The sequence below is a fragment of the Streptomyces toxytricini genome (assembly GCF_014649915.1).
In the GTDB taxonomy this organism is placed as follows: domain Bacteria; phylum Actinomycetota; class Actinomycetes; order Streptomycetales; family Streptomycetaceae; genus Streptomyces; species Streptomyces toxytricini.
The window spans coordinates 97414-122494 of sequence record NZ_BMTY01000023.1; the positions used below are offsets into that span (position 1 = coordinate 97414).

A 25081-nucleotide genomic window follows, 5' to 3' on the forward strand; every position below is an offset into this window, starting at 1 on the left:
GGGGTCGGGGAAGGGCATGGCGGGGGCGGCGGGGCGGGGGTTGCGGGGCACGAGCACCGGGAGCTCCTTAAATCGACGAATGTTGCGTTAGGATGCTGCCATGGAATCCGGCACCTCCGCAAGCAGTGATCCCGATCCCGGCGCATCCGCCGCGGCACCCGAAGGCGCCCCGCCCGTGCGCCGCCGCACCGGCGGCCGCAGCGCCCGCGTCCGCGCCCAGGTCCTCGACGCCGTCGGCGCGGTCCTCCTCGAATCCGGGTACGACGGCCTCACCGTCGACGCGGTCGCCCTCCGTGCGGGCGTCCACCGCACCACCGTCTACCGGCGCTGGCGCGACGTGGGCGGCCTCCTCGCGGACCTCCTCGACGCCGCGGCCGACGACACCTGGGCGCCCCCGGACACCGGGTCCCTGGAGGGCGACCTCACCGCTCTCAACCAGGAGGTCTACGACGCCCTCGCCGCCGGCTCCGGGCTGACCGCCGCCCTGATCGCCGCCTCGTTCCGCTCCCCTGAGGCCGCCGGCGCCCTCAGCCGGTTCTGGGAGGACCGCTACGCCCGCTGCGCCGTGCTCGCCGACCGGGCGGCCGCCCGCGGAGAGCTCGGCCCGCCCGCCCCCGGGGCCGGCGCCGTCCGCGCCCTGCTCGTCGCCGCCACCGCCCCCGTCTACCAGGAGCTCCTGCTGCTGCGCAGCGCCCCCGACCCCGGGCTGCCGCGCCGCGCCGCCCGGGCCGCCGCGGCGGCCGCGCGCGCCGGCGCCTTCCGCTGACCGGCCCGAGCGGCTCGGAGCGGAGGACCCGGCCGGGGGATAATGCACTCATGGGGCGGCAGTGGCGGTCCGCCGTCGCACACACCAGGACCCGCATGGGCGAGGCGCTCTTCCGGCGGGTGGCGGGACCGTCCGGCCCGGAGAACCGGGACCGGATCCACCTCACCCCGGGCCCGCGCTGGTTCCCCGCGGACGGGCCCGTCCAGCGGGTCCACGCCGACGCGGCGCTATTCGTCGGCGGGATCGCCGCCCTGCTGCTGCAGTCCCTCCACCCGCTGGCCATGGCGGCGGTCGCCGAGCACTCCGACTACCGCGAGGACCCGTGGGGCCGGCTCCAGAGCATCAGCACCTTCCTCGCCTTCACCACCTACGGCACCGCGGAGGACGCGCAGCACGCCGTCGACCGCGTCAAGGCCGTCCACCGGACGGTGCACGGCACCGCGCCGGGCGGGGAGCCGTACGCGGCCGCCGACCCCGTCCTGCTGGAGTGGGTGCACGACGCCGAGGTGAGCTGCTTCCTCGGCGCCCACCAGCGCTACGGGGCCCGCCGGCTCGGCCCGGCCGAGCAGGACGAGTACGTCGCGGGGATGGCGCGCGTGGGGGCCGCGCTCGGCGTGCGCAGGCCGCCCCGCACCGTGGCCGAGCTCGGCGCCCGCCTCACGGCCTACCGCCCGCAGCTGCGCGGCACCCCGCAGGCCCGCGAGGCGGCCCGGTTCCTGCTGCGCCGCCCGCCGGTGCCGTGGCCGCTGCGGCCGCCCTATGCGGCGCTCGCCGCGGCCGCCGTGGACCTGCTCCCGGAATGGGCCCGCGCCGAACTCGGCCTGCGCCCGAGGCTCCCGTTCGAGCGCAGGTACACCCGGCTGGCGGGCGGCGCCGCCGTCCGGCTCGTGGGCTGGGTGCTGCGCACCCCGCCCGGTACACCGCGCCGCCCCGGTCACGGGCGGTCCGCGGCCCCCTCCCGATGAGCGGCGGGGCGTACGCGTAGGTACGGCCAACACCGCACCGGGTCCGGAGCCGTGGGCACACGTGTCCCCGACGGCCGCCGGACGGCGGCGTCTTCGGGCGGGGATGCGCCGCGGCGTGCGGGCGGTCTGCCGGGGCCTGTCAATTGGCCCGGGCGTAGCGGGCCTTGTTGGTCCAGATGCGTTCGAGCCGGACGCGGGTGCCGGGTCTGGGCGCGTGCCAGATCTTGTTGTGGCCGGCGTAGATTCCCACATGGCTCATCGTCGCCCCCTTGGGGAAGAAGACGAGATCGCCCGGAGCGCGCTGGCGGCGCGAAATGTGCTGCGTGCTGTCGTACTGCTGGTCCGCCGTGCGGGGGAGTTTCCGCCCCGCCTTCCGGAAGGCGTAGAGCGTGAGGCCCGAGCAGTCGAATTGCCGGGGCCCGGTGGCGCCGTACACATAAGGGGCGCCTTCCTTGGACGCGGCCACCGCGACGGCTTTCGCGCCGTACGGGGAGGCCGCGTGGGCCGGTGTGGCCGGTACGGAGACGGTGGCCACCGCCACTATGAGGAAGAAGGCGCACCCCTGGGGGGCCCGACGTCCTGCAGTGCGGCCTCCGTACGGCCTCGGTCTTTCCACTCCGGCGTTCGTCAATCGTGATCCCTTCGCATTCATGTTGAACAGCCACCGCTTTCCACGGCAGTTCATCGAAGTGACATGCGTAACGGCTCCCGACGAGCGCCCATTGTTCTCCGACGTACGCGCAAGCGCTGTTTTCGGACACGCCCTGGAATATCTCGGTTGGGTAAAGGAGCGGGTGTAATGGCAGATCATATGACCGGTCGTGGGGGCTGTTCGAGTGGGGGAAGGGGCCGATACGCCGCCGTCACGAGACGGGGCGCGTCGGCGAGGAGGCCGCCGGCGCCAGCAGGCGCGGTTCACCCGAACCGTCCGCCCGTACCGTCCAGAGGTCCGTCGTGTCGGCCGCACCGTCGGCCGGGATCCCGTACGCCAGCGTGCGGTCGTCGAGCCACAGCGCCTGGTCGTCCACGCTCCGCTTCTCCGCGAGCGGCTGCTCGCGCAGCGTCCGCAGGTCGAGCACGTGCTCGCGCCACAGCGAAGCCCCCCGCTGCACCCGCTTCTTGTAGGCGATCCGCGTCTCGTCCGGCGACAGCGACGGGCACTCCACGTTCTTGGCGAGGGTCGTGACGCTGCGCCGCGAGATCGAGCCCTTGACCAGGTGCGTCTGCCCCGCCGTCGCCAGCGTGGCGTAGAACGTGTCGTCGTCCCCGCTGAACGTCACACCCCAGAAGTTCACGTCCGCCGCACTGTAGGGCCGGCCGTCCATCGTCACGGAGAACTTCTCCAGGTCCGGCTCCAGCGCGCCCGTCCGGGTGTCCGCGATCGCCGTACGGGTCGAGAAGAACGCCGAGCTGTACGACTCCCCGCTGACGAAGACCGTCCAGGCGGCGAACCGCCCGCTGGGGGACACCCGCGCCCGCGACGGCGTCCCCGCGAGCGGAAAGCTGCGGACCGGGCGCAGCCCGGAGTCCACGATCACGGCCCGGTTGTCCTGCGCGAGCGCCCCCGGGGCGGAGCTCAGGCACACGCCGGTGCCGGCCGCCGCGTGAAACCGCCGGCAGGTGAGCCCCGACGCGGTCCGCTCGGCCCGCGGCTCGCCGCCGGGTACCGACACCACCGCCCCGCGGTGCGGGCCCGGGGCCCCGTTGACGAAGACCAGCCTGTCGCCGCCGTCGAGGGCGACGCTGCCCGGGACGGCGACCGGGTCGCCCTGCCGGGCCTGCTCGGCGCGGGCGGCGGCGCGCAGCACCACCGCCGTGCCGGCGCCCCCGAGGAGCAGGACGGCCAGCAGGAGCATCAGCAGACGGCGGGAGCGGGTCATCGGGTTCCTCGGGTCGCTCGCGAGCAGGGGTCGATCAGGGGGCGGAGGGCCGGCGCCCGCGGCCGTCGGGGCGGAGCGCGTACCAGGCGAAGGCCGCGCAGCAGCACAGTCCGGCAGCGGCCGCGGCGAGCGCCGTACCGCCGCCCCACACCGTCCACGCGGCACCGAAGGCGAGGGAGCAGCCGAAGCGGGCCAGCGCCTGGCCGGTGCCGACGAGCGCCATGCCGGTGGCCCGCAGCCCCTCCGGCACGGCCCCGGCCACCGCCGCCGGGAGCACCCCGTCGGTGGCGGCGTAGAACAGGCCGTGCAGCCCCACCACCAGCAGCGGCAGCCCCTGCCAGCCGGGCGCCCACAGCAGCAGGCCGTACGCGCCGAGCAGCAGCCCGTGCCCGGCCAGGAAGACCGCACGGCGCCCGATCCGGTCCGCGAGCGCCCCCGCGGGCACCGCGAGCAGCAGGAACACCGCCGCCGTGCCCAGCGGCAGCAGCGGGAACCAGCGCTCGCCCAGCCCGGTGCGGTCCTGCAGCAGCAGGTACAGGAAGGCGTCGCTGACTGTGCTCAGGCCCAGCAGGGACGCGCACACCGCCAGACGCCGTATCCGCGGCCGCCGCAGCAGCGCTGCCGCCTCCCGCAGCCCCGGGCCGTGCGGCTGCCCTCGGCCCCCCGAGGCGCGAGCGGCCGCCGCCCGCCCGGACGGGACGAACAGCACCAGGACGACGACACCCAGGGCGGCGACGCACGCGCTGACCCCGAACACGGCGTCGTACCCGCCGACGGCCGCACTCAGGACGAAGAACGCCGCAAGGGGCCCGAGCAGCGCCCCGGTGGTGTCCATCGCCCGGTGTACGCCGAAGGCCCGCCCCTGCGCCCCGGCGGGTGCGGCCAGGGAGATCAGCGCGTCCCGCGGCGCCGTCCGCAGTCCCTTGCCGGTCCGGTCCAGGGCGAGGACCAGCGCCACCGGGCCCAGGCCGTGCGCGAGCAGCAGCAGCGGCTTGCACAGCGCCGACAGGGCGTACCCGAGGCCCGCGACCAGCTTGTGGCTGCGGACCCGGTCCGCGAGGTGCCCGCCGGCCAACTGCACCAGCGCGCCCACCCCGTTGTAGACGCCGTCGAGCGCGCCGAACCCGAGCGGACTCAGGCCCAGCCCCGCCACCAGGTACAGCGGCAGCACGGCGGAGACCATCTCGGAGGACACGTCGGTGACCAGGCTCACCGAGCCCAGCGCGAGCACGGTCGGGGCGACGACCCGGCGTCGCCGTGCGCCGCCGCCTGCTCCCTTCGCGCCGGCGGGCGCGGAGCGGTCCGCGAGGTACATGCTGTACGGCTCCTGGTGCCGACGGGATCTGCCTCACTCGTACGTACGGTCGCACCCTAGGCGACCGGCGGGCGCCGCGCGGCCCCGATGGACGCAATGGCCAACCGGGCCTCACGGGGCCGGATTCGACCCTGGCTGGGGTGGCCGCCCGGCACACGGTCTCTCAGCCCTCGCGGCTGCTCTCGTCGCGCAGCCAAGTGGAGAAGTCCCCCGCCCGGACCGCCCGGCGCGCACCGCGGCGGGCGGCGACGGCAGCCACCAGGAACACGCCGACCGCCGGCAGCAGGCCCGGCTGCGCCCGGACCAGCGCCCGCAGGTCGGCCGCCCCGGTGCGCGCGGACGGAGCGGCCCGGCCGCCGCCGGCCCCTGCGGCGCGCGCCGCCGCCTGCACCCGCTCCAGCTCCGCCGAGGACGTCGCCGCCCTGATCCGCCGTCTGAGCAGGTCGCCCCACGTACGCGGTGGGCTGACGACGACCCGCGCCTCCTCCACGACCCGCCGCTCGGCCGGAGCGAACGCCAGTGACGCCGCCAGGTCGTCCGCCATCACCGGCGGGAGTGCGGCGATCCGCGCGTGCCCCCGCTCCGTCACCGCGATGACCCCCCGCCCGAACAGCCCCTCGCGGACCGCCGGGAGCAGCTGCCACACCCGGTAGTAGGCGCGCACCGCCCAGGCGCAGCCCACCAGGGGCAGGTCCCGGCCCGGAGCCGCCGCCAGCACCCCCTGCCCGTCGGCCAGGGCCGCCTCCAGCGCCCTTACGTCCGCCGCGCGCAGCACGACGTCCGCGTCGACGTACAGCCGGGGAAAGCCCTCGGCGTGCTCGTCGCCGAGCCGGAGCGCGCCGTGCTTGCCCGGCACCGGCGTCTGCACCACCCGGACCCGGGGGCCGCGGGCGCCCGCCACCGCGGCGGTGTCGTCCGTGCAGCCGTTGCAGACCACCACGATGTCGGGCGCAGGGCCCGTCCCGGAGGCCGCGGTGTCGGACAGGAGTGCGTCGAGGAGGCGGCCGATGACCCGGGCCTCGTTGTGCGCCGGTATCACGATGCTGGTCACCCCGCGAGTATGCCCACGCCCACTCCCCGGTGCCGGTCGATTCCGTCAACTCCCCACGCACACAAGGACGGTGGTCTAGATTGAACGCCATCGACCGGACCCGGCGCGCCACGGCGGCGCCCCAGTCCGGCCGCATGGGGGAAGTGGGGGAACGATCGGTTTCGGCGGCCCGGGGGTAAGGGCCGTCCGATTTCGGGGCCGGACCGGCGCGAGGGGTGCCGGACGGCCGGGGGGCAGGGGAAACGCGGGGACACCGCGGCCGCGGAAGCACACCGCGCGCCGCGTGGCACCCGCGTCGGCATCGGCCGCGGGGGGTACCGCCGTCGAACGGGTCGCAATCGGGCCGCACAAGCGTCCGGCGTGCCCGCGGGCGGGCACGGCCCCACCTTCCTTGGCACGCCACCCGGCCATGGGTCGTCGACACGCCAGCCGGGCGTGCGCAGGGAAGGGGAACCACCGTGAAGGGCACCGCGAAGGACACCGCGCAGCAGTCGGCCCGGGAGGCCGCGCCGGACGGGGCGCCCGCCGGCCGGGAGCCGGCGCCGCAGGAGCCATTAGGGGTCGCCGTCGTCGGCGCCGGATACTGGGGCCCCAACCTCGTCCGCAACTTCCAGGCGAGCCCCGCCTTCCGGCTCCGCTGGCTGTGCGACCTCGACGCCGACCGCGCCCGCAGGGTGCTCGGCGGCTACTCCACCGTCCAGGCCACCTCCGACTACGCGGCGGTCCTGGCCGACCCCGCCGTGGACGCCGTCGCCGTGGCCACCCCGGCCGGCACCCACCTCGACGTCGCCCTCGCCGCCCTCCGCGCCGGCAAACACGTCCTCGTGGAGAAACCCCTCGCCGCCACGTACGAGGACGGACTGCGCCTGGTCACCGAGGCCGAGGAGCGCGGCCTGACCCTCATGTGCGACCACACCTACTGCTACACCCCGGCCGTGGCCCGCATCCGCGAACTGGTCCGCTCCGGCGAACTCGGCGACATCCAGTTCGTCGACTCCGTCCGGATCAACCTCGGCCTCGTCCAGAAGGACGTGGACGTCCTGTGGGACCTCGCCCCGCACGACCTGTCCGTCCTCGACTTCATCCTCCCGGACAGCGTCCGCCCCGTCGCGGTCGCCGCCCACGGCGCCGACCCGATCGGCGCAGGCCAGTCCTGCGTCGCCTACCTCACCCTCCAGCTCGACACCGGCGCCATCGCCCACGTGCACGTCAACTGGCTGTCCCCGGTGAAGGTCCGCACCACCATGGTCGGCGGCTCCAAGCGCACCCTCGTCTGGGACGACCTCAACCCCTCCCAGCGCGTCGCCGTCTACGACCGCGGCGTCGACCTCACCGCACCGCAGGAACTCCGCGAGGAACAGCGCCGCGACGCGCTCGTCTCCTACCGCACCGGCGACATGGTGGCCCCCGCCCTCGGCGAGAAGGAGGCCCTGCGCACCATGGTCGAGGAGTTCGCCGCCGCCGTCCGCCACCGCCGCCCGGCCCTCACCGACGGCCGGGCCGGCCTCCAGGTCCTCGACATCCTCGAAGCGGCCTCCCGCAGCCTCGAATTCCGCGGCGCCGTCGTCGGCCTGCGCACCGGCCGCTGACGGCCGCCGAGCGCCGCCGCACCGCACACCGCAACCACCGCACAGGACACCACGGCACATGAGCGAACCGATGGGGGCAGGGCGTTGAGCAGCGTAAGAGACAAGAGGATCCTGGTCACCGGGGGAGCGGGCACCATCGGCTCCCACCTGGTCGACCTGCTGGTGGACAACGGGGCCCGCGAGGTCGTGGTCCTCGACAACTTCACCCGGGGCCGCACCGAGAACCTGGCCCGCGCCCTGCCGAGCGGCGTCGTCGACGTCCGGGAGGGCGACATCCGCGACACGGCCGCCGTGCGCAAGGCCACCGAGGGCGCCGACCTGGTCTTCCACCTCGCCGCCCTCCGGATCACCCAGTGCGCGCAGGAGCCGCGCCTGGCCAACGAGGTCCTGGTCGACGGCACCTTCAACGTCCTGGAGGCCGCCGCGGCCGCCGGCGTGTCCAAGGTCGTCGCCTCCTCCTCCGCCTCCGTCTACGGGCTCGCCGAGGAGTTCCCCACCACCGAGCGCCACCACCCGTACAACAACGACACCTTCTACGGCGCGGCCAAGGCCTTCAACGAAGGGATGTTGCGCAGCTTCCACGCCATGTACGGCCTCGACTACGTCGCCCTGCGCTACTTCAACGTCTACGGCCCCCGCATGGACATCCACGGCCTGTACACCGAGGTGCTCATCCGGTGGATGGAGCGCATCGCCGCGGGGGAGCCCCCGCTGATCCTCGGGGACGGCACCCAGACCATGGACTTCGTCGACGTCCGCGACATCGCCCGCGCCAACCTGCTGGCCGCCGAATCGGACCTCACCGACGAGGTGTTCAACATCGCGAGCGGCACGGAGACGAGCCTCCTGGAGCTCGCCGCCGGGCTGCTGGACGCCATGGGCGCCGAAGGCTCCGCCCCCGAGCACGGTCCGGCGCGCGCCGTGAACGGCGTCACCCGCCGCCTCGCCGACACCTCGCGCGCCGCGGAACGCCTCGGCTTCACCGCCGCGATCGACCTGCCCACCGGCCTGAGGGACCTCGTCGACTGGTGGCGCGCCGAACGCGCCGCCGCCGGCGTCGCCGCCCAGGACGTGCCGGAGGCCCGCCGGTGACCGCCCCCGAGCGCATCCCCGTCATGGTCCCCTGGCTCGGCGAGGAGGAGGCCCGCGCCGCAGCCGACGCCGTCCGCTCCGGCTGGGTCGCCCAGGGCCCCCGCGCCGCCGCCTTCGAACGGGCCTTCGCCGAGCGGGTCGGCGCCGAGCACGGCATCGCCGTCAGCTCGTGCACCACCGCCCTGCACCTGGCGCTCATCGCGGTCGGCCTCGGCCCCGGCGACGAGGTCGTCGTCCCGTCCCTGTCCTTCATCGCCACCGCCAACGCCGTCCTCCACACCGGCGCCCGCCCCGTCTTCGCCGACGTCGAGGAAGCCACCGGCAACCTCACCCCGCAGACCGTGGACGCCGTACGCACCCCGCGCACCAGGGCCGTCCTCGCCGTCCACCAGGGCGGCGTCCCCGCCGACGTCCACGCCCTGCGCGCCGCCTGCGCCGACCGGGGCCTCGCCCTCGTCGAGGACGCCGCCTGCGGCATCGGCGCCACCGTCGGCGGCAAGTCCGTCGGGCACGGCGCCCTGATCGCCGCCTGGTCCTTCCACCCCCGCAAGGTGATCACCACCGGCGAGGGCGGCATGGTCACCACCGACGACGCCGCCTGGGCCGGACGGCTGCGCAGGCTCCGCGAACACGGCATGAGCGTCTCCGCCGCCCAGCGCCACGCGAGCGGCAGACCCATCGCCGAGCGCTACCTGGAAGTCGGCTACAACTACCGGATGACGGACATCCAGGCCGCGGTCGGCCTGGTCCAGCTCGGCCGGCTCGACGAGATCGTCTCCCGGCGCCGGGAGCTCGCCGCCCGGTACGAGCAGCTCCTCGCCCCGATCCCGGGCCTGCGCCCCGTCCGCGACCCCGCCCACGGCGAGGGCAACTTCCAGTCGTACTGGGTCCTGCTCGCCGAGGACTTCCCCGCCGGCCGCGACGCCGTCCTCGAAGCGCTCGCGGACGCCGGGATCTCGGCCCGGCGCGGCATCATGGCCGCCCACCTGGAGCCGGCGTACGCCGGGCACGCGACCGCCCCGCTGCCCGTGACCGAGCGGATCAGCCGGAACTCGCTGATCCTCCCGCTCTTCCACACCATGACGCACGCACAGCAGGACCGGGTGGCGGCCGTCCTGCACGAACAGGCGGGCGGATGACCGCCCCCGCGACCGGTGACCTGCTCGTCGTCGGCGCGGGCGGGTTCGCCCGCGAGACCGCCCAGGCAGTCCGCGCCGCGGCCGCCGCCGACCTCGCGGCCGGCCGCGCCCCGCGGTGGCGGCTCGCCGGGCACCTCGACGACGACCCCGCCCTGCACGGCACCGACGTCGACGGCGCCCGCGTCCTCGGCGGCTGCGACCTCGTCCACGACCATCCCGACGCGCAGGTCGTCGTCTGCGCCGGCAGCCCCCGCGACCAGGCGGTCCGGGCCCGCCTCGTACGCCGCCTCGCGCTGCCCGACAGCCGGTACGCGACGGTCGTCCACCCGACGGCCGCCGTGTCGGCTTCCTCGGCGGCCGGCCCCGGCACGGTCCTGCTCGCGCACTGCGTGCTCACCGCGGCCGTACGGGTCGGCGCGCACGTCGCGGTGATGCCGCACACCGTCCTCACCCACGACGACACCGTCGCCGACTTCGCGACGCTCGCCTCCGGGGTCCGCCTCGGCGGCGGCGTCCGCATCGGGAGGGGCGCGTACGTCGGCGCGGGCGCCCTCGTCCGCGAGCACACCGCGGTCGGCGCCTGGTCGCTGACCGGCATGGGCAGCACCGTCCTCACCGACGTGCCGCCCGGCGAGGTGTGGGCCGGCAGCCCGGCCCGCCGACTCCGCGACGCCGGCCCCCCGGCCCTCGCCGAGCTGCACCGGCGAGACCCGCGGACCGCACCCGGCGGGGCACCGCCACCGCCGCCGCCGCACGCACCGCACACCGGCCGCGGGCCGCAGACACCGATGGGGAGCACACACGCATGAACCGGATACCGCTCGTCGACCTCAAGGCCGCCCACGCCGAGGTCGCGGAGGAGGTCCGCGCCGGGTTCGACCGCGTCCTGGCCGACACCGCCTTCATCGGCGGCGACGAGGTCCGCGCCTTCGAGCGCGAGTACGCGGCCTTCGCCGGCGTCGGGCACTGCGTCGGCACCGCCAACGGCACCGACGCCCTGGAACTGGCCCTGCGGGCCGCCGGAGCGGGCGCCGGCGACGAGGTCGTCCTGCCCGCCAACACCTTCATCGCCACCGCCGGCGCCGTCGCCCGCATCGGCGCCAGGCCCGTCCTCGTCGACTGCCTGCCCGACACCCTGCTCATCGACCCGCAGGCCGCCCTGGACGCCGTCGGCGCCGCCACCCGCGCCGTCGTCCCCGTCCACCTGTACGGCCAGTGCGCGCCCGCCGCCGAGCTCGCCGCGCAGCTCCCGGCGCACGCCCGGATCGTCGAGGACGCCGCCCAGAGCCAGGGCGCCACCCGCGCCGGCCGCCCGCCCGGCCGGGGCACGATCGCCGCGACCAGCTTCTACCCCGGCAAGAACCTCGGCGCGTACGGCGACGCCGGCGCGGTCGTCACCGACGACGCGGACGCCGCCGACCTGGTGCGGGCCCTCGCCAACCACGGCGGCACCGCCAAGTACCGGCACGACGTGGCCGGGTTCAACAGCCGCCTGGACGGCCTCCAGGCCGTCGTCCTGCGCGCGAAACTCACCCGGCTCGCCGCCGGGAACGCGGCCCGCCGCACCGCCGCCGCACGCTACGACGCGCTCCTCGCCGACCTCGCGGAGTCCGGGCGGCTCACCCTGCCCGCCACCGCCGAGGGCAACGTCCACGTCTGGCACCTGTACGTCGTCCGCGTCGCCGGAGCGGACCGCGACGCCGTCGTCGGGAAGCTGAACGCGGAGGGCATCGGCGCCGGCGTGCACTACCCGGCACCCGTCCACCTGACTCCCGCCTTCCGGCACCTGGGCCACGGCCCGGGGGACTTCCCGCACGCCGAGCGCGCCGCGGAGCGGATGCTCTCCCTTCCGCTCTTCCCGCAGATCACCGCCGCGCAACAGCAGCGGGTCGTGGACGCGCTCACCGACGCCCTGCGCTGACACCCCACAAGAGGTACAGATGAAAGAACGGACAAGGCTGCTGCGGTACGGCCTCTTCACCGTGGTGGCCGCCCTGCTGGCCACGGTCCTGCCCCCGTCCGCCGCGGCGGGGGCGGCCGACCCCTGCGGCCCCACCGCGAACGCCGTCGTGTGCGAGAACTCCAAGCCGGGCACGCCGATGCCCGACTGGTTCGCGCCCAGCGCCTACGGCGACATCAAGGGCTTCACCTCCCGGATGAGCGTCCAGGCGGGCGACACCGTGCAGTTCAAGGTGCAGTCGCCGACCCCGTACCGGGTGTCGGTGTACCGGCTGGGCCACTACGGCGGCGCCGGCGCCCGCCTGATGTCGACCGCGGCACAGGCCGCCCAGACGCACCCGGCGAACGTGGCCCCGGGCGGCAGCCCGGCGGCCTGCACCACCAAGCCCGCCACCGGCCTCGTCGACTGCGGCAACTGGCCCGTCACCGCCACCTGGACGGTCCCGGCCGACGCCGTGTCGGGCCTGTACCTCGCCAACTTCGACCAAGCCGACGGCAACGGCGTCATGCCCTACCCGTTCGTCGTCCGCAACGACGCGAGCCGCTCCGACATCGTCGTCCAGACCAGCGACCAGACCTGGCAGGCCTACAACAACTACGGCGGCCAGGACCTCTACGACGGCGCCGGGCCCGCACCCGACGGGCGCGCCTACGAGGTCAGCTACAACCGGCCGATGGACATCGGCGGCGAGAACGGCATCTACGGCTCCGAGTACCAGATGATCGCCTGGCTGGAGCGCAACGGCTACGACGTCAGCTACGTCTCCGGAATCGACATGTCGACCCGCGGAGCGACCCTGCTGCGCAACCACAAGGTGTTCCTGTCCTCCGGCCACGACGAGTACTGGACGCAGGAGCAGTTCACCAACGCCCTGGAAGCCCGGAAGGCGGGCGTCCACCAGACGTACTTCAGCGGGAACGAGATCTTCTGGAAGACCCGCCTCGCCCCCAGCATCGACGGCACCGGCACGCCCGACCGGACCCTCGTCTGCTACAAGGAGACCAAGCTCTCCTTCCCGCAGCCGAACGGCATCCCCGACCCCAGCGGCATCTGGACGGGCACCTTCATGGACCCGGCGAGCGCCGCGAACGGCCGGCCCTACCAGCCGCAGAACCAGCTGACCGGTTCCCTGTTCAGCGTCAACGGCTACCGCGCCGACGCGATCACCGTCCCCGGCAGGTTCGCCAAGATGCGGATCTGGCGGGGCACGAGCGTCGCGGAGCTGGCCCCTTCCCAGACCGCCACCTTCCCGGCCGGCACCCTCGGCTACGAATGGGACAGCGACGTGGAGGACGCGGCCCGCCCGCCCGGCCAGATCCAGCTCTCCTCCACCACCGTCGACATCGACGACGGCAAGCTCCGCCTCGACTACGGCAACACCTACGGCAACGGCACCGCCACCCACAGCCTGGTTGCCTTCCGCGACCCGGCCTCCCGCGCCCTCGTCTTCGGGACCGGAACCGTCCAGTGGTCATGGGGGCTGACCAACATGCCCACGCACAACCCCGACGACACCGTCGTCACCGCCGACAAGCGGATGCAGCAGGCCACCGTCAACGTCTTCGCCGACATGGGCGTCCAGCCCGGGTCCCTCCAGTCCGACCTCGTCCCGGCGACCGCCTCGGCGGACACGGCGGGACCGGCCGTCGCCGTCACCGCCCCGGCAGCCGGCGCGACCGTGCCCGCACTGCGGCCGGTCACCCTCACCGGCACCGCCACGGACAGCGGCGGCGGGGTCGTGGCCCGGGTCGAGGTCTCCACCGACGGCGGCACCACGTGGAAGGCCGCCGACGGCGTCGCCTCGTGGAGCCACCAGTGGACCCCGACCACGCCCGGACCGGCCCAGATCAAGGTCCGCGCGGTGGACGACAGCGTCAACACCGGCCCCACCAGCACCGTCCAGCTCACCGTCGGGCCCCAGCAGTGCCCCTGCACCGTGTGGCCGGCGGCGGCCGTGCCGGGGACCGTCAACGCCGGGGACGGCAGCGCCGTCGAACTCGGCGTGAAGGTCCGCTCCTCCGTGCCCGGATCCATCACCGGCGTCCGCTTCTACAAGTCACCCGCCAACACCGGCACCCACACCGGCAGCCTGTGGTCCGCCGGCGGGCAGCGGCTCGCCACCGGCACGTTCACCAACGAGACGGCCTCCGGCTGGCAGCAGCTGAACTTCTCCTCCCCGGTCCCGATCAAACCCGACACGACGTACATCGCCTCGTACTTCGCCCCCAACGGCGGCTACTCCTTCGACAACACCTTCGCCGGGGCCGCGGCGGGACTCGCCCCCCTGACCGCCCTGCGCAGCGGCACCGACGGCGGCAACGGCGTCTACCGCTACAGCTCCTCGGGGGGCTTCCCGAACAAGGCCGCCGCCGGAAGCAACTACTGGGTGGACGCCGTCCTCGACACCTCGACCGCCAGCACGAACCCGCCCACCGTCACCGGCACCACCCCGCAGTCCGCGGCCACCGGCACCGCCATCACCACCGCGGTCACCGCCACCTTCAGCACCGCCGTCGACTCCGAGGGCCTGGAGTTCACCGTCAAGGACGCAGGCGGCACGACCGTGCCCGGCAGCAAGGTCCTCGGCGCGGCCAACAGCGCCACCTTCACCCCCACCGGCGAACTCGCCCTCAACACCACCTACACGGTGTCGGTCAAGGCCACCGACCTGTGGGGCAACACCATGCCGCAACCGGCCACCTGGACCTTCACCACCAGCCCCAGCCCGCCCCAGGTGAACTGCCCCTGCACCCTCTGGGGCAGCGGGACCACGCCCACCACCGCCAACGTCACCGGCGACACCAACCCGGTCGAACTGGGCACCCGCTTCCAGTCCGCCGTGAACGGCCACGTCACCGGCGTCACCTTCTACAAGGGCCCGAGGAACACCGGCACCCACACCGGCAGCCTCTGGTCCGCGACCGGCCAACTCCTGGCCACCGGCACCTTCGGCAGCGAAACCCTCTCCGGCTGGCAGCAGATGACCTTCAGCACCCCCGTCCCGATCACCGCGGGCACGACGTACGTGGTCTCCTACCACGCACCGAACGGCAACTACGCCGTGGACGGCGGCTACTTCGCCGCCTCCCACCGCTCCTACCCGCTCCTCGCCCCCGCCGACGGCAGCGGCGGCGCCAACGGCCTCTACAAGTACGGGGCCTCCAGCGCCTTCCCGACGAACACCTTCGGGTCCGTGAACTACTGGGTCGGCCCCGTCTTCACCACCGCCCCCCCGGCGGCCGCGCAGTCCGGCCCGACGGAGGTGACCGGCCCGTGAGCACCGTCAGCGTCGTGATCCCCTGCCACAAGTACGGACACTTCCTCGCCGACTGCGTCAGGAGCGCCCTCGACGAACAGCCCGGCGTCGACGTCCGCGTCCTGATCATCGACGACGCCTCGCCCGACGACTCCGCGGACGTCGCCCGCGCCCTGGCGGCCTCCGACCCGCGCATCGAGGTCCACGTCCACGAACGGAACAAGGGCCACATCGCCACCTACAACGAAGGCCTCCTGGAATGGGCCGACGGCGACTACGTCGCCCTCCTGTCCGCCGACGACCGGCTCGTCCCCGGCGCCCTGGCCCGCGCCGCCGCCCTCCTCGACGCCCACCCGGAAGCCGGGTTCGCCTACGGGCGGCCACTGCGCTTCCGCCACGGCGGCCCGCTCCCGCACGCCCGGACCCGCAGCACCGGCACCGCCGTCTACCCCGGCCACTGGTGGCTGGAGCGGCGCTTCCGCGAGGGCACCGGCTGCATCACCTCCCCCGAGGTCGTCGTCCGCACCGCCCTCCAGCGCAAGGTCGGCGGCTACGACCCGCAGCTCCCGCACGCCGGCGACATCGAGATGTGGATGCGGCTCGCCGCCCACGCCGACGTCGGCTACGTCCGCGGCGCCGACCAGGCCTTCTACCGGGTCCACGGCACCAACATGTCCATCACCGACTTCGGCGGGCAGCTCGACGACCTCCGCCAGCGCCTGGTGGCCTTCGACTCCGTGCTCGCCAAGTGCGGGGACCTGCTCCCCGACAGGGACCGGCTGGCCGAGGCCGCACGCACCCGCCTCGCCCGGTACGCGCTGCGCCGCGCCTACCGGGCGTACGACCGGGGGCGCACCGCGGTCGTCCCGGTGGGCGAGTTGGAGGAGTTCGCGGCCGAGTGCCTGCCCGGCTACCGTGCGCTCCCCGAATACCGGGCCCTCCAGCGGCGGCGGCGCATCGGGGCGCGTGCCATGCCGTACCTCCAGCCGCTGGTGCTCTCGGCCGTCGCCGACCGGGGACGGGAGTGGCTGTGGTGGCAGTCGTGGAAGCGGCGGGGCATCTGATGCCCCACCGGCACCACCAGCCCCACCGGGATCACCGCCCTGCGCGGAGGTCCCGGCCCCCGTCGGGGGCCCGCTCAGCCGACCGCCGCGGCCCCCGGCACCCGCTGGGCCTCCCCGGCCCGCCGCAGGCGGCGGGCCGGCAGCCGGTCCGCCCACAGCGCCGCCGACACGCCGGCCACCACGGCCAGCAGCGCCACCCCGGCCAGTCCCCGGCTCTTGGTGCCCCGCTGCTCCGCCGCGGCCGGCGGCACCAGCACGTCCACGCTCATCCGTGCCCCCGCCGGCACGCCCTCGCGGTCCTGCATCGCCGCCACACGCCGGCCGTACGCCTCGATCACCTTCCCGACCACCGCGTTCGCCACGGCCGGATCCCGGTGCTCGGCCTGCACCTGGAGCGAGGGGATCAGGTACCGCGGGGTGACGCTCGTCCCGCTGTTGCGCGGCATCAGCCGGTACCGCCCGGCCACGCCCGCCGCCCGGAGCTCCTGCCGGCCCGCCGCCGACTCCAGCTGCTGCACCGCGGCGTAGGAGACCGCAGCCAGCGGCGGCTGGAGGTTCGTCAACTGGTTCGGGTGCCGGCCCGTCACCGGCGGCTTCAGCACCACGATCGCCGAACTCACGTGGACCGGCTCCGGCCGCAGCACCGGCACGGCCCCCGCCGCGGCGAGCACCGCCACCGCCAGCAGCACGTACCAGCGCCGACGCAGCACACGGGCCAACTCGCCTGGGGACACGGGCATTCCTTCCGTCCCGCACGATCCTCGCAGCCCCCGGCGCGCCCCGCCATCGGATCCGGCACCTTGCGGGGGCGGACGTGAACATGAGGGAAATGGGCGGGGTGCTGCGCCGCCGCTGGTACGTGATGGCCTCCCTGACCCTCCTCGGCCTGCTCGCCGGCTTCCACCTGCACCGCTCCGTGCCCGTGGAGTACGAGTCGCAGAGCTCGATCGCCCTGCTCGACTCCACGGAGGTCGCCCAGCTCGCCCCGGCCTTCGGCAACCCCCTCTCCAACGCCGGGGGTTCGCTCGTCGTCACCGCGGACGTCCTGATCCGCACCCTGTCGGGAGCGGACGCGGCACGCGCCCTCCAAGGACTCGGCGTGACCGACCCGTACACGGTCGGCTTCGCCGCCAACGCCTCCGGCCCGATGCTCACCCTGTCGGTCACCGGCACCGACCGCGCCGAGGTCCTGGAGGAGACCAACACCCTCACCGCCTTCGCGGGGGAGCAGCTGACCGCCCTCCAGGCCGCCGCGGGCGTCCAGCCCGGCCACTTCGTGCAGACCGCGCCCGTGGTCCTGCCGCAGACGCCGGTGCCGCTCCTCAAGAGCCGCCACCAGCAGGTGCTCGCCGTGGTGATCGCCGGCACGGCAGCCGGATTCACCCTCTCCTTCGCCGTGGAGAGCGTCCTCACCGCCCGCCGCCGCAGGTGCGCCGCCGCCGAACCCGCCGAGGGCGCCCCCGCAGCGCCCGGCCCCGAGCCGCGTGCGGGCCGGACGGCCGTACGCGCCGGCCACAGCCGCCCGCGGCGCCACCGCGGAAGCCGCCCCGACGCCACCGCGCTCCTCAGCGGCTACCTCGCCCTCGCCTTCTTCATCCCCTCCAACCTCACCCTGCCGGGCCTCGGCGGCGTCGGCACCCCCGCCAACGCGTACGCCCTGCTCTGCCTGTTCTGGTACCTGGCGGGCTGGCTGACCGGCCGCATCCGCCCCCCGGCCGCGATCCGGCCGCCCCGCACGGTCATGCTGCTGCTGGCGCTCGCCGTCCTCGGCTCCTACCTGGCCAACGCCACCCGCGGCAGCTCCCAGAAGGAGGTCCTCGGCGCCGACCGCGGCCTCATCGGCCTGCTCGTATGGGTCTCCCTCGTCGTCCTGGCGACCGCCGGCATCCACGACCGGTCCCGGCTGGACGTCCTCATGCGCCGCATGGTCGTCATGGGCGCGGCCGTCGCCGCCATCGGCTTCCACGACTTCTTCACCGCCACCAACATCGCGGACGGCATCACCCTCCCCGGCCTCCAGTCCAGCGTGCCGCAGATCGCCACCCTCGACCGCGGCTCCTTCACCCGGCCCCGCTCCACCACCGCCCAGCCCCTCGAATTCGGCGGAATGCTCGCACTCCTGCTGCCGTTCGCCGTGCAGCAGGCCCTCGACCCGGCCCGCCGCACCCTCGCCCGCTGGCGGCGCTGGGCCCCCGTCGCCCTCATGGGCGGCGCCCTGCCGCTCACCGTCTCCCGCACGTCGATCATCGGCGCCCTGCTGGTCGTCCTGGTGATGGTGCCGCGCTGGAAACCGGAGCGCCGGTGGGCCGCGATCGGGCTGCTGTGCGGAGCGGTCGCCGCGTTCAAGGTGGTGATCCCGGGGCTGATCGGCACCATCACCGCCCTGTTCGCCTCGTTCCTGTCGAACGGGGACAGCAGCACCCAGGCGCGCACCGTCAAGTACGGGGCGATCGTCCCCTACCTGCAGGAACGCCCCCTGTTCGGCCGCGGTTTCGGCACGTTCACCCCGGACCTGTACTTCTTCACCGACAACCAGTACATGCTCACCCTCGCCGAAATGGGCCTGGTCGGACTGGCCGCACTGCTGCTGCTCTTCCTCACCGGCATCCACCAGGGTGGCGCGATCCGCCGCCTGGCCCGCACCGAGAACGACCGCGAGCTGGGCCAGGCGTTCTTCGCGTCCGCCGTGGTCGCGCTCGTCATCAGCGCCACGTTCGACAGCCTCAGCTTCCCCATGTTCGCCGGGATGTTCTTCCTCACGCTCGCCGCCGGCGGCAGCCACCTCGGCTTCCTCCGGCGCGCGGCGCCGCAGCACCCCACCGTGGAGTCCCCATGCCCTCACACCGGCCCCTGCCCGCCCACCGCCTCCTGCCCGCACCGGGCCCCGGCCCGCGTACCGGTCCCGTAGCCGTCGTCGCCGTCACCTGGAACAGCGCCGCCGTCCTGCCCGGGTTCCTGGCCTCGCTGCCCGAGGGGATGGCCGGCACCGACTGGCGGCTCGTCGTCGCCGACAACGCCTCCGCCGACGGCACCCCCGACCTGCTCCGCCGCCTCGCCCCGGACGCGACCCTCGTGCGGACCGGCCGCAACGCCGGCTACGCGGCCGGCGTCAACGCCGCCCTCACGGCCGCCGCGGCCTGGGACGACGGCCCCCGCGCCGCCCTCGTCTGCAACCCCGACACCCGGATCCTGCCCGGCTGCGCCCGCCTCCTCGTCGACGCCCTCGACGCACCCCTGTCCGGCGGCCGCCGCGTCGGCATCACCGTCCCCCTGCTCCACGACCCGGGCGGCACCCTCCACCACTCGCTGCGCCGCGAACCGCAGGTCACGCGGGCGCTCGGCGAGGCCGTCATCGGCAACCGGCGCGCCGGGCGCTTCCCCCGGTGGAGCGAGCTCGTCACCGACCCGGCGGCCTACCGGCGGGCCACCGTCGCCGACTGGGCGACCGGGGCCCTCATGGCCGTCTCCCGGGACTGCCTCGACGCCTGCGGGCCCTGGGACGAGACGTTCTTCCTGTACTCCGAGGAGACCGAGTTCTGCCTGCGCGCCCGCGACCTCGGCTTCGCCACCCGCCTCGAACCCGCGGCCACTGCCGTCCACCTCGGCGGCGACTCGCAGGTCTCCCCGCGCCTGTGGACCCTGCTCACCGTGAACCGGGTCCGCCTCTACGCCCGCCGACACGGAGCCGCGGCCACCGCCGCCTTCCGCGCCGCAGTCCTGCTCCGGGAGGCCTCCCGCGCCGCGCTCGGCCGGGAGGCGAGCCGGGCCGCCGCCCGCGCCCTCGCCGGCCGCGCCGACCGGCGGGCCGCACCGCGGCCGTGACCCGCGGGACCGCCGCCGTCCCCGGTCAGCCGGCGGGCGGGGCGCCGTCCCAGGCGGTGTAGAAGCTCTCCGGGTTGACCAGGTACCGGACGGTGGCCCGCGGGAGGTGTCGCACCTCGTGCCGGCGCGCGTAGCGGCGTACGAGCTCCCAGTCCTCCCGCGGCAGCACCTCCGGAGGGCGCCGCAGCCGGCTGAAGTGCAGCGAGCGGCTGCGGCGCGCCACGAACGCGTTGGTGTCGAGGAAGGCCTCCCGGGCGGCCCGGCGCCGGTCGAACGGCACCGACAGCACGTCCCGCTCCGTGCCGTCGGGCAGCACCCGGCGCAGCGCCGTGTACACGCCGTCGGGCCCGCCGGGCCGCTCCAGCACGGCGAGGGCCTGCTCCAGGTGGTCGGGCTCCCACAGGTTGTCGTCGTCCAGGAACGCCACGTACCGTGAGCGGGACAGCCGTATCCCCACGTTGCGGACGACACCCGCCGTGCCCGTGTTGCGGGCGAGGGAGACCGCGAACAGCCGCGGTTCGGAGGGCAGCGGGGGCAGGCCGGCGCCGTCGTCGACGACCACCACGACGTGGTCGCGGACCGTCTGGGCGAGGGCCGAGCGGACCGCGGCCCGCAGCGCGTCGGGGCGGCTGTGCGTGGCGATCACGGTGGCGACGAGGGCGGCGGGCGGCCGGCCGAGCAGGGCCGCGAGCCGGGCGGTCTCGGCGTCCTCCAGGCGGCGCAGGCGCAGCGCCGAGGGGGCGAGGAGGAGCTTGTTGCGAACCTCGAAGAGCACCAGCCAGCCGAAGGCCCGCTTGAGGAGCTCCCACGGGGCGCGGGCGATGCGGCGCATGTCGTCCTCTCGGGGCGGGGTGTTCGCGGGGTCCGCGGTCGGTCAGGGCGTGGGCACGGGCGTCGGCGTGGGCGTCGGCGCGGGTGTGCGCGTGGGCGACGGGGCGGGTTCCGGGACGACCGGCTTTCCGCCGCTGGTGCGGTTGCCGCGCCACACGTTGCCCGCACCGCCCGCGTTCCACGCGGCGACCTGCCCGTAGGCCCCGCCGTGCGGGTGGTACTGGGTGGAGAAGACGTTGTCCGTGACCTCGATGCCGGTGGCGCCGGGGCCGCCGCCGTAGAGGGTGTAGGCGCCGCCGGCGAGCCAGTTCCGGTCGACGACGACCGACGACACGGTGCCGGTGTCGGCGAAGAGCCCCACCGCCGCCGTGGCGCCGCGGTCCACGGGGACCGGGTTGAGGAGGGTGTTGTGCCGCACCACGAGCCGGCCCTTGCTGCCGCCGCCGCTGATGACGGCGTCGGTGTGCTGCCACTCGCCGGTCTTGTTGCGGAACGGCACGATGTCGTGGACGTAGTTGTCGTGCAGATCGCCCTGGCCCGTGGAGAGCGCGTTGCCGAAGACGGAGATGTCGCACCAGCCGACTTCGACGGAGTCGGTGCCCATGTTGGAGACGGCGTAGTTCACACCGCCGTTGTCGGGTCCCTTCCCGGGGACGGCGGTGATCTCGGTGTGCAGGATCCGCAGGTTGCGGAAGCCCGGGCGGAGGTTGACGCCCCACCAGTTGGCGGAGGTGATCCGGCTGTCGACGACGGTCACGTCGTTGGCGTAGACGTCCAGCGAGCCGCGGATGTCCCAGCCCTTGATGACGGTGCCGTCCTGCCTGATCGACATGTCGCCGGTGTCGTGCCGCTCCAGCGGGATCCGCGGGCCGGTGGAGTGCTCGTCGGGGAACCCGCAGGCCGCGGGGGAGGGGCAGGGTCCCGCCGCTCCGGGCGCTGCGGTGCGGGGCGGCGCGGAGTGTGCGGCGGACGCGGGCGGCGTGCCGCCGCCCGAGTGCCGCGCCTGGTACAGGCTCAGGACGGCGGCGAGCAGCAGTCCGGCCACCGCCCAGGCCGCCGCGCGGCGCTTCCCGTCTGCCGGCATCGCCATGGTCCTCAGCCTCCGTCGCCGTCCGCCGGCACGGCGGGTGCCCGCCGACCGGTGCCGCGCAGGTGTGCCAGGTCCGGCAGGACGCACACCGCGTAGCAGAGGGTCCCGGCCGCACCGGTCGCGAGCAGGGCCGGTACGCCGTCGCCGAGGAGCCGGTGCAGGCCGGTCACCGCGGCGATCATCACGACGCCGCCGAGCGCGGGCCGGGCGCAGGCCCGGGCGACCGTGCCCGGGCCGACGCCGGCCCGGCGGAGGGCGTAGAGGAACACCGGCACGACGATCCCTCCCGCCACCAGGACGTGCCCTTGGGCGACGCCCACGATCCCGCCCGCCCCGGCGCCCGAGACGAGCACCGGGACGAGGAGGACCAGCCACAGGCCCTGCACGCCGATGAGCAGCCGGCGGCGCCCGACCGCGACGAGGCAGTCGTACGCCAGCTCGCAGCCGATCCGGATCAGGCCGAGCGCCATCAGCCACGGCAGGGCCGCCGCGGCCGGCAGCCACCGCGCGCCGTAGACGAGCTCCACGAGCGGCGCGGCGAGCGCGGCGAGCAGCACGCACAGCGGGACCGTGCCGGTCATCACGATGCCCAGGCCCCTCCCGAACCCGTCCGCGAGCGCCGCCGGCGTCTCGGCCAGCCGGGAGAACCCCGCGAACGAGACGCGGCGGGCCGCCTCGGAGACGATCCGCACCGGCCAGCCGGACATGTTGAAGGCGAGGACGTAGAAGCCCAGCGCGAACCGGTCCAGCGTGGACCCCACCACCATGGTGTCGACGTTCACCACGCCGAGCGCGAGCAGGCTCGCCCCGGCGAGCGGCAGACCGAAGCGCAGCAGCGCCCGCGCCTGCGCCCGGTCCCAGCCGAAGCGGAGCGTGCCCGGCGCGGCCAGGCAGCAGCCCACGAGGGCCGCCGCGTTGCCTGCGACGGCGCCCCATGCGAAGCTCATCGCGCCCCAGCCCTGCACGGCCAGCAGCAGGGTGACACCGGTGCTGAGGACGAAGTTGGCGCCGTCGACGGCCATCCGGCGGCCCTGCGCGAACTCCCGCGTGAGGATGCCGGCCGGCACCTGGGACAGCCCGTCGAGGACGACGCACACGCACATCACCCGCAGCACCCCGGACGCCTCGGGCGACCCGAGCACCCGGGCCACCGCGGGGGCCGCCGCGAACAGGGCGGCGTACAGGGCGCAGCTGGCGGCGGTGCTCAGGGTGAGGACGGTCGGGGCGAAGCGGCGCGGGTCGCCCTCCCAGCGGACGAGTGCGAGGGTGACGCCGAGCTCGTTCGCGGAGAGCAGCACCAGCAGCACCGTCTGCGCGAGCCCGTACACGCCCCAGGCCTCCGGGCCGAGGAACCAGCGGGCCAGGATGATGCCGGTCGCGAAGTTGCCGAGGCGCATGACGACCGTGTTGACCAGGCTCCAGCGGGCGGCCGCCGAGACCTTGCGGCCCAGGGAGGGGGTGGCGGCGGCCGCCGGCTGCGGGGGCGCGGCGCCGGGCCCCGGGGCCGTCACGGCGCGTCCTCGGGGACGGCCCGGGCTGCACGGCCGCGCGCGCGGGCCTCCACGAAGAACGTCGCGACGAGGCTCAGCACGAAGCCGAGCGCGCCCGCCATGGCGAGGTACTGGACGCGGGCCTTGGTCTGCGCCTCGGGCTTCTGCGGCGGCACGATCGTCGCCATCCGGATCATGGCCTCCGCGGGCACCTTCTGGCCGGCCTGGAACTCGTTCAGCCGCTTCTCGGCGTAGGAGGTGAGGAGCTCGTCGGACTTCAGGACGCGGGCCGGATCGGTGCCGGTGACGGTGAGCCACATGAACGGGCCCTGGGCGTTGTCGGCGATCTTCGCCTCGTACTCCCCGGTGAGGCCCCGGGACTTCAGGGCGGCGCGCGACTCGTCCGAGTTGAGGTTGCGGGCCAGGCCGTCGGCCATGCCGGTGAGCGAGGCCTGGGTGCTGAGGAAGGGGTTGCCGTCGAACGCTTCCGTGGCCTTCCTGGAGTTGAGCAGCGTCACGGTGCTCTGCGAGCGGTACTCCACCGGGACGAGCAGGTACACGCCGGCGGTCAGCGCGGCCGTGAGCAGCAGTCCGGGCAGCAGGACGTACCAGCGTCTGCACACGACCCGCCAGATCTCCGCGAGATCCAAGCTACGCCGCCCCCCGTACGAGGTCCGTCGGCCGCGGCCGGGTCCGCGCCGTGCCTCCGTCCAGGAGTACGCGGGCGATGCGCTCGCCCGCCCGGCCGTCCCAGAGCGCGGGGCAGCGCGGCGCGGGCGGGTCGTCGAGGACCCGGTGGACGGTGGCGGTGATCCGGTCGGGGTCGGTGCCGGCGAGGACGTTGGTGCCCTCGTCGACGGTGACCGGCCGCTCCGTGTTGTTCCGCAGGGTCACGCACGGCACGCCCAGCGCGGTCGTCTCCTCCTGGACGCCCCCGGAGTCGGTGAGCACCACGCGGGCGGAGTCCTGGAGCGCGATGAAGTCGAGGTATCCGGCGGGCGGCACGAGGCGGATCCCGGATGGTACGCCGACCGCGTGCAGCCGCTGTTCGGCCCGTGGGTGGACGGGCAGCACCAGCGGGCAGCGCCCGCCGATCCGCCCCAGGGCCTTGAGCAGGCCGCGCAGCGCGTCCGGGTCGTCGACGTTGGCGGGCCGGTGCAGGGTGGCCAGGCCGTAGCCGCCGCGGGTGAGCCCGAACCGGTCCAGTACGTCCGAGCGGCGGGCCCGCTCCAGGTTGGCGAGCAGGGTGTCGATCATGACGTTGCCGACGACGTGGACCTGGTCCTCCCGGTACCCCTCCGCCCGCAGGTTCGCCGCCGCGTCGGCGGAGGGCGCGAGCAGGTAGTCGCTGACCCGGTCCGTGGCGACCCGGTTCACCTCCTCCGGCATGCTCCAGTCCCGGCTGCGCAGGCCCGCCTCGACGTGCGCGAGGAGCGGGCCGGCCTTGGCGGTGACGAGGGCGCAGGCCAGGGTGGAGTTGACGTCGCCGACGACCACGACCGCGTCCGGCGCCAGCTCGGCCAGCAGCGGCTCGAAGGCCGCCATCACCCGGCCCGTCTGCTCGGCGTGGCCGCCCGACCCGGCGCCGAGGTGCCGGTCGGGCGGCCGGATGCCGAGGTCGCGGAAGAAGACGTCGTTCATCGCGGTGTCGTAGTGCTGCCCGGTGTGGACGAGCACGACGTCGGCGCCGTGCCGCTCCAGCGCGTCCATCACCGGTTTGACCTTCATGTAGTTGGGCCGGGCTCCGGCCACGCAGATGATCCGGCGCATG

Annotated in this window: 21 protein-coding genes; 11 read left to right on the plus strand and 10 right to left on the minus strand. The window is 74.9% G+C overall.

Going from position 1 to position 25081, the window contains the following annotated elements:
- Nucleotides 1-100: 100 nt before the first annotated feature.
- Together IE170_RS26305 and IE170_RS26310 are read left to right on the plus strand one after the other, a co-directional pair.
- Nucleotides 101-766 carry a TetR/AcrR family transcriptional regulator gene (locus IE170_RS26305; RefSeq protein WP_189811921.1) on the plus strand — a complete coding sequence of 222 codons (666 nt, stop codon included), beginning with the start codon at nt 101-103 and terminating at the stop codon, nt 764-766.
- Nucleotides 767-816: 50 nt separating this feature from the next.
- On the plus strand, nt 817-1731 hold the full coding sequence (locus tag IE170_RS26310; RefSeq protein WP_189811922.1) for an oxygenase MpaB family protein: 915 nt from the start codon (nt 817-819) through the stop codon (nt 1729-1731).
- A gap of 139 nt (nt 1732-1870) precedes the next feature.
- On the opposite strand, the gene IE170_RS26315 is transcribed toward IE170_RS26310, so the two are convergent.
- The 4 genes from IE170_RS26315 to IE170_RS33260 form a co-directional block, all read right to left on the minus strand.
- On the minus strand, nt 1871-2266 hold the full coding sequence (locus IE170_RS26315; RefSeq protein WP_229885172.1) for a C40 family peptidase: 396 nt from the start codon (nt 2264-2266) through the stop codon (nt 1871-1873).
- A gap of 328 nt (nt 2267-2594) precedes the next feature.
- Nucleotides 2595-3611: a TolB-like translocation protein gene (locus tag IE170_RS26320; protein ID WP_189811923.1), complete on the minus strand. Its 1017-nt coding sequence runs from the start codon at nt 3609-3611 to the stop codon at nt 2595-2597.
- 34 nt (nt 3612-3645) lie between these two features.
- A complete protein-coding gene (locus IE170_RS26325) occupies nt 3646-4926 on the minus strand; it encodes an MFS transporter (protein ID WP_189811924.1) in 1281 nt (426 codons plus the stop codon).
- 163 nt (nt 4927-5089) lie between these two features.
- Entirely contained in the window at nt 5090-5977 is an 888-nt protein-coding gene (locus IE170_RS33260) for a glycosyltransferase family 2 protein (protein ID WP_189811925.1), read from the minus strand.
- 458 nt (nt 5978-6435) lie between these two features.
- On the opposite strand from IE170_RS33260, the gene IE170_RS26335 reads away from it, so the two are divergent.
- The 7 genes from IE170_RS26335 (at nt 6436) to IE170_RS26365 (ending at nt 16077) form a co-directional block, all read left to right on the plus strand.
- Entirely contained in the window at nt 6436-7566 is a 1131-nt protein-coding gene (locus tag IE170_RS26335) for a Gfo/Idh/MocA family protein (protein WP_189811926.1), read from the plus strand.
- Between the two features lie 84 nt (nt 7567-7650).
- The gene (locus IE170_RS26340) at nt 7651-8658 is read left to right on the plus strand and encodes an NAD-dependent epimerase/dehydratase family protein (RefSeq protein WP_189811927.1); all 1008 of its coding nucleotides are present in this window, start codon (nt 7651-7653) and stop codon (nt 8656-8658) included.
- Nucleotides 8655-9797, plus strand: a complete 1143-nt coding sequence (locus IE170_RS26345) for a DegT/DnrJ/EryC1/StrS family aminotransferase (protein ID WP_229885174.1) — start codon at nt 8655-8657, stop codon at nt 9795-9797. The genes IE170_RS26340 and IE170_RS26345 overlap by 4 nt, the downstream gene beginning before the upstream one ends.
- Nucleotides 9794-10606, plus strand: coding sequence for a NeuD/PglB/VioB family sugar acetyltransferase (locus IE170_RS26350; protein ID WP_189811928.1), 813 nt, complete (start codon nt 9794-9796; stop codon nt 10604-10606). The genes IE170_RS26345 and IE170_RS26350 overlap by 4 nt, the downstream gene beginning before the upstream one ends.
- Entirely contained in the window at nt 10603-11718 is a 1116-nt protein-coding gene (locus tag IE170_RS26355) for a DegT/DnrJ/EryC1/StrS family aminotransferase (RefSeq protein WP_189811929.1), read from the plus strand. The genes IE170_RS26350 and IE170_RS26355 overlap by 4 nt, the downstream gene beginning before the upstream one ends.
- Before the next feature lie 19 nt (nt 11719-11737).
- Nucleotides 11738-15034: a DUF4082 domain-containing protein gene (locus tag IE170_RS33265; protein ID WP_189811930.1), complete on the plus strand. Its 3297-nt coding sequence runs from the start codon at nt 11738-11740 to the stop codon at nt 15032-15034.
- A complete protein-coding gene (locus IE170_RS26365) occupies nt 15031-16077 on the plus strand; it encodes a glycosyltransferase family 2 protein (RefSeq protein ID WP_189811931.1) in 1047 nt (348 codons plus the stop codon). The genes IE170_RS33265 and IE170_RS26365 overlap by 4 nt, the downstream gene beginning before the upstream one ends.
- A 74-nt stretch (nt 16078-16151) precedes the next feature.
- Here the strand turns inward: IE170_RS26365 and IE170_RS26370 are convergent, their stop codons facing one another.
- On the minus strand, nt 16152-16811 hold the full coding sequence (locus IE170_RS26370) for a hypothetical protein (RefSeq protein ID WP_189811932.1): 660 nt from the start codon (nt 16809-16811) through the stop codon (nt 16152-16154).
- Between the two features lie 86 nt (nt 16812-16897).
- Here IE170_RS26370 and IE170_RS26375 point away from each other — a divergent pair, with 86 nt between their 5' ends.
- Together IE170_RS26375 and IE170_RS26380 are read left to right on the plus strand one after the other, a co-directional pair.
- Complete coding sequence (locus IE170_RS26375) at nt 16898-18985, plus strand: O-antigen ligase family protein (RefSeq protein WP_223856970.1); 2088 nt, start codon at nt 16898-16900, stop codon at nt 18983-18985.
- Nucleotides 18910-19899 carry a glycosyltransferase gene (locus tag IE170_RS26380; RefSeq protein WP_189811934.1) on the plus strand — a complete coding sequence of 330 codons (990 nt, stop codon included), beginning with the start codon at nt 18910-18912 and terminating at the stop codon, nt 19897-19899. The genes IE170_RS26375 and IE170_RS26380 overlap by 76 nt, the downstream gene beginning before the upstream one ends.
- A 25-nt stretch (nt 19900-19924) precedes the next feature.
- Here the strand turns inward: IE170_RS26380 and IE170_RS26385 are convergent, their stop codons facing one another.
- Genes IE170_RS26385 through wecB form a run of 5 tightly spaced genes read right to left on the minus strand, consistent with a single transcriptional unit; the run spans nt 19925 to nt 25080 of the window.
- Nucleotides 19925-20731 carry a glycosyltransferase family 2 protein gene (locus tag IE170_RS26385; RefSeq protein ID WP_189811935.1) on the minus strand — a complete coding sequence of 269 codons (807 nt, stop codon included), beginning with the start codon at nt 20729-20731 and terminating at the stop codon, nt 19925-19927.
- A 42-nt stretch (nt 20732-20773) separates the two neighbouring features.
- The gene (locus IE170_RS26390) at nt 20774-21820 is read right to left on the minus strand and encodes a hypothetical protein (protein WP_189811936.1); all 1047 of its coding nucleotides are present in this window, start codon (nt 21818-21820) and stop codon (nt 20774-20776) included.
- A 5-nt stretch (nt 21821-21825) separates the two neighbouring features.
- Entirely contained in the window at nt 21826-23331 is a 1506-nt protein-coding gene (locus IE170_RS26395; RefSeq protein ID WP_229885176.1) for an oligosaccharide flippase family protein, read from the minus strand.
- Nucleotides 23328-23960 carry a YveK family protein gene (locus IE170_RS26400; protein WP_189811937.1) on the minus strand — a complete coding sequence of 211 codons (633 nt, stop codon included), beginning with the start codon at nt 23958-23960 and terminating at the stop codon, nt 23328-23330. Before IE170_RS26400 ends, IE170_RS26395 begins: the two co-directional genes overlap by 4 nt.
- A 1-nt stretch (nt 23961) precedes the next feature.
- Entirely contained in the window at nt 23962-25080 is a 1119-nt protein-coding gene (wecB, locus tag IE170_RS26405; protein ID WP_189811938.1) for a non-hydrolyzing UDP-N-acetylglucosamine 2-epimerase, read from the minus strand.
- Nucleotide 25081 lies beyond the last annotated feature (1 nt).

Excerpts from the sequence above, each read along its gene's own strand:
- IE170_RS26350 (WP_189811928.1), top strand. The coding sequence starts at position 9,794 with ATGACCGCCCCCGCGACCGGTGACCTGCTCGTCGTCGGCGCGGGCGGG.
- IE170_RS26310 (WP_189811922.1), top strand. The coding sequence starts at position 817 with ATGGGGCGGCAGTGGCGGTCCGCCGTCGCACACACCAGGACCCGCATG.
- wecB (WP_189811938.1), bottom strand. The coding sequence starts at position 25,080 with ATGCGCCGGATCATCTGCGTGGCCGGAGCCCGGCCCAACTACATGAAG.
- IE170_RS26385 (WP_189811935.1), bottom strand. The coding sequence starts at position 20,731 with ATGCGCCGCATCGCCCGCGCCCCGTGGGAGCTCCTCAAGCGGGCCTTC.
- IE170_RS26375 (WP_223856970.1), top strand. The coding sequence starts at position 16,898 with ATGAGGGAAATGGGCGGGGTGCTGCGCCGCCGCTGGTACGTGATGGCC.
- IE170_RS26355 (WP_189811929.1), top strand. The coding sequence starts at position 10,603 with ATGAACCGGATACCGCTCGTCGACCTCAAGGCCGCCCACGCCGAGGTC.
- IE170_RS26390 (WP_189811936.1), bottom strand. The coding sequence starts at position 21,820 with ATGGCGATGCCGGCAGACGGGAAGCGCCGCGCGGCGGCCTGGGCGGTG.
- IE170_RS26305 (WP_189811921.1), top strand. The coding sequence starts at position 101 with ATGGAATCCGGCACCTCCGCAAGCAGTGATCCCGATCCCGGCGCATCC.
- IE170_RS26325 (WP_189811924.1), bottom strand. The coding sequence starts at position 4,926 with ATGTACCTCGCGGACCGCTCCGCGCCCGCCGGCGCGAAGGGAGCAGGC.
- IE170_RS26380 (WP_189811934.1), top strand. The coding sequence starts at position 18,910 with ATGCCCTCACACCGGCCCCTGCCCGCCCACCGCCTCCTGCCCGCACCG.
- IE170_RS26320 (WP_189811923.1), bottom strand. The coding sequence starts at position 3,611 with ATGACCCGCTCCCGCCGTCTGCTGATGCTCCTGCTGGCCGTCCTGCTC.
- IE170_RS33265 (WP_189811930.1), top strand. The coding sequence starts at position 11,738 with ATGAAAGAACGGACAAGGCTGCTGCGGTACGGCCTCTTCACCGTGGTG.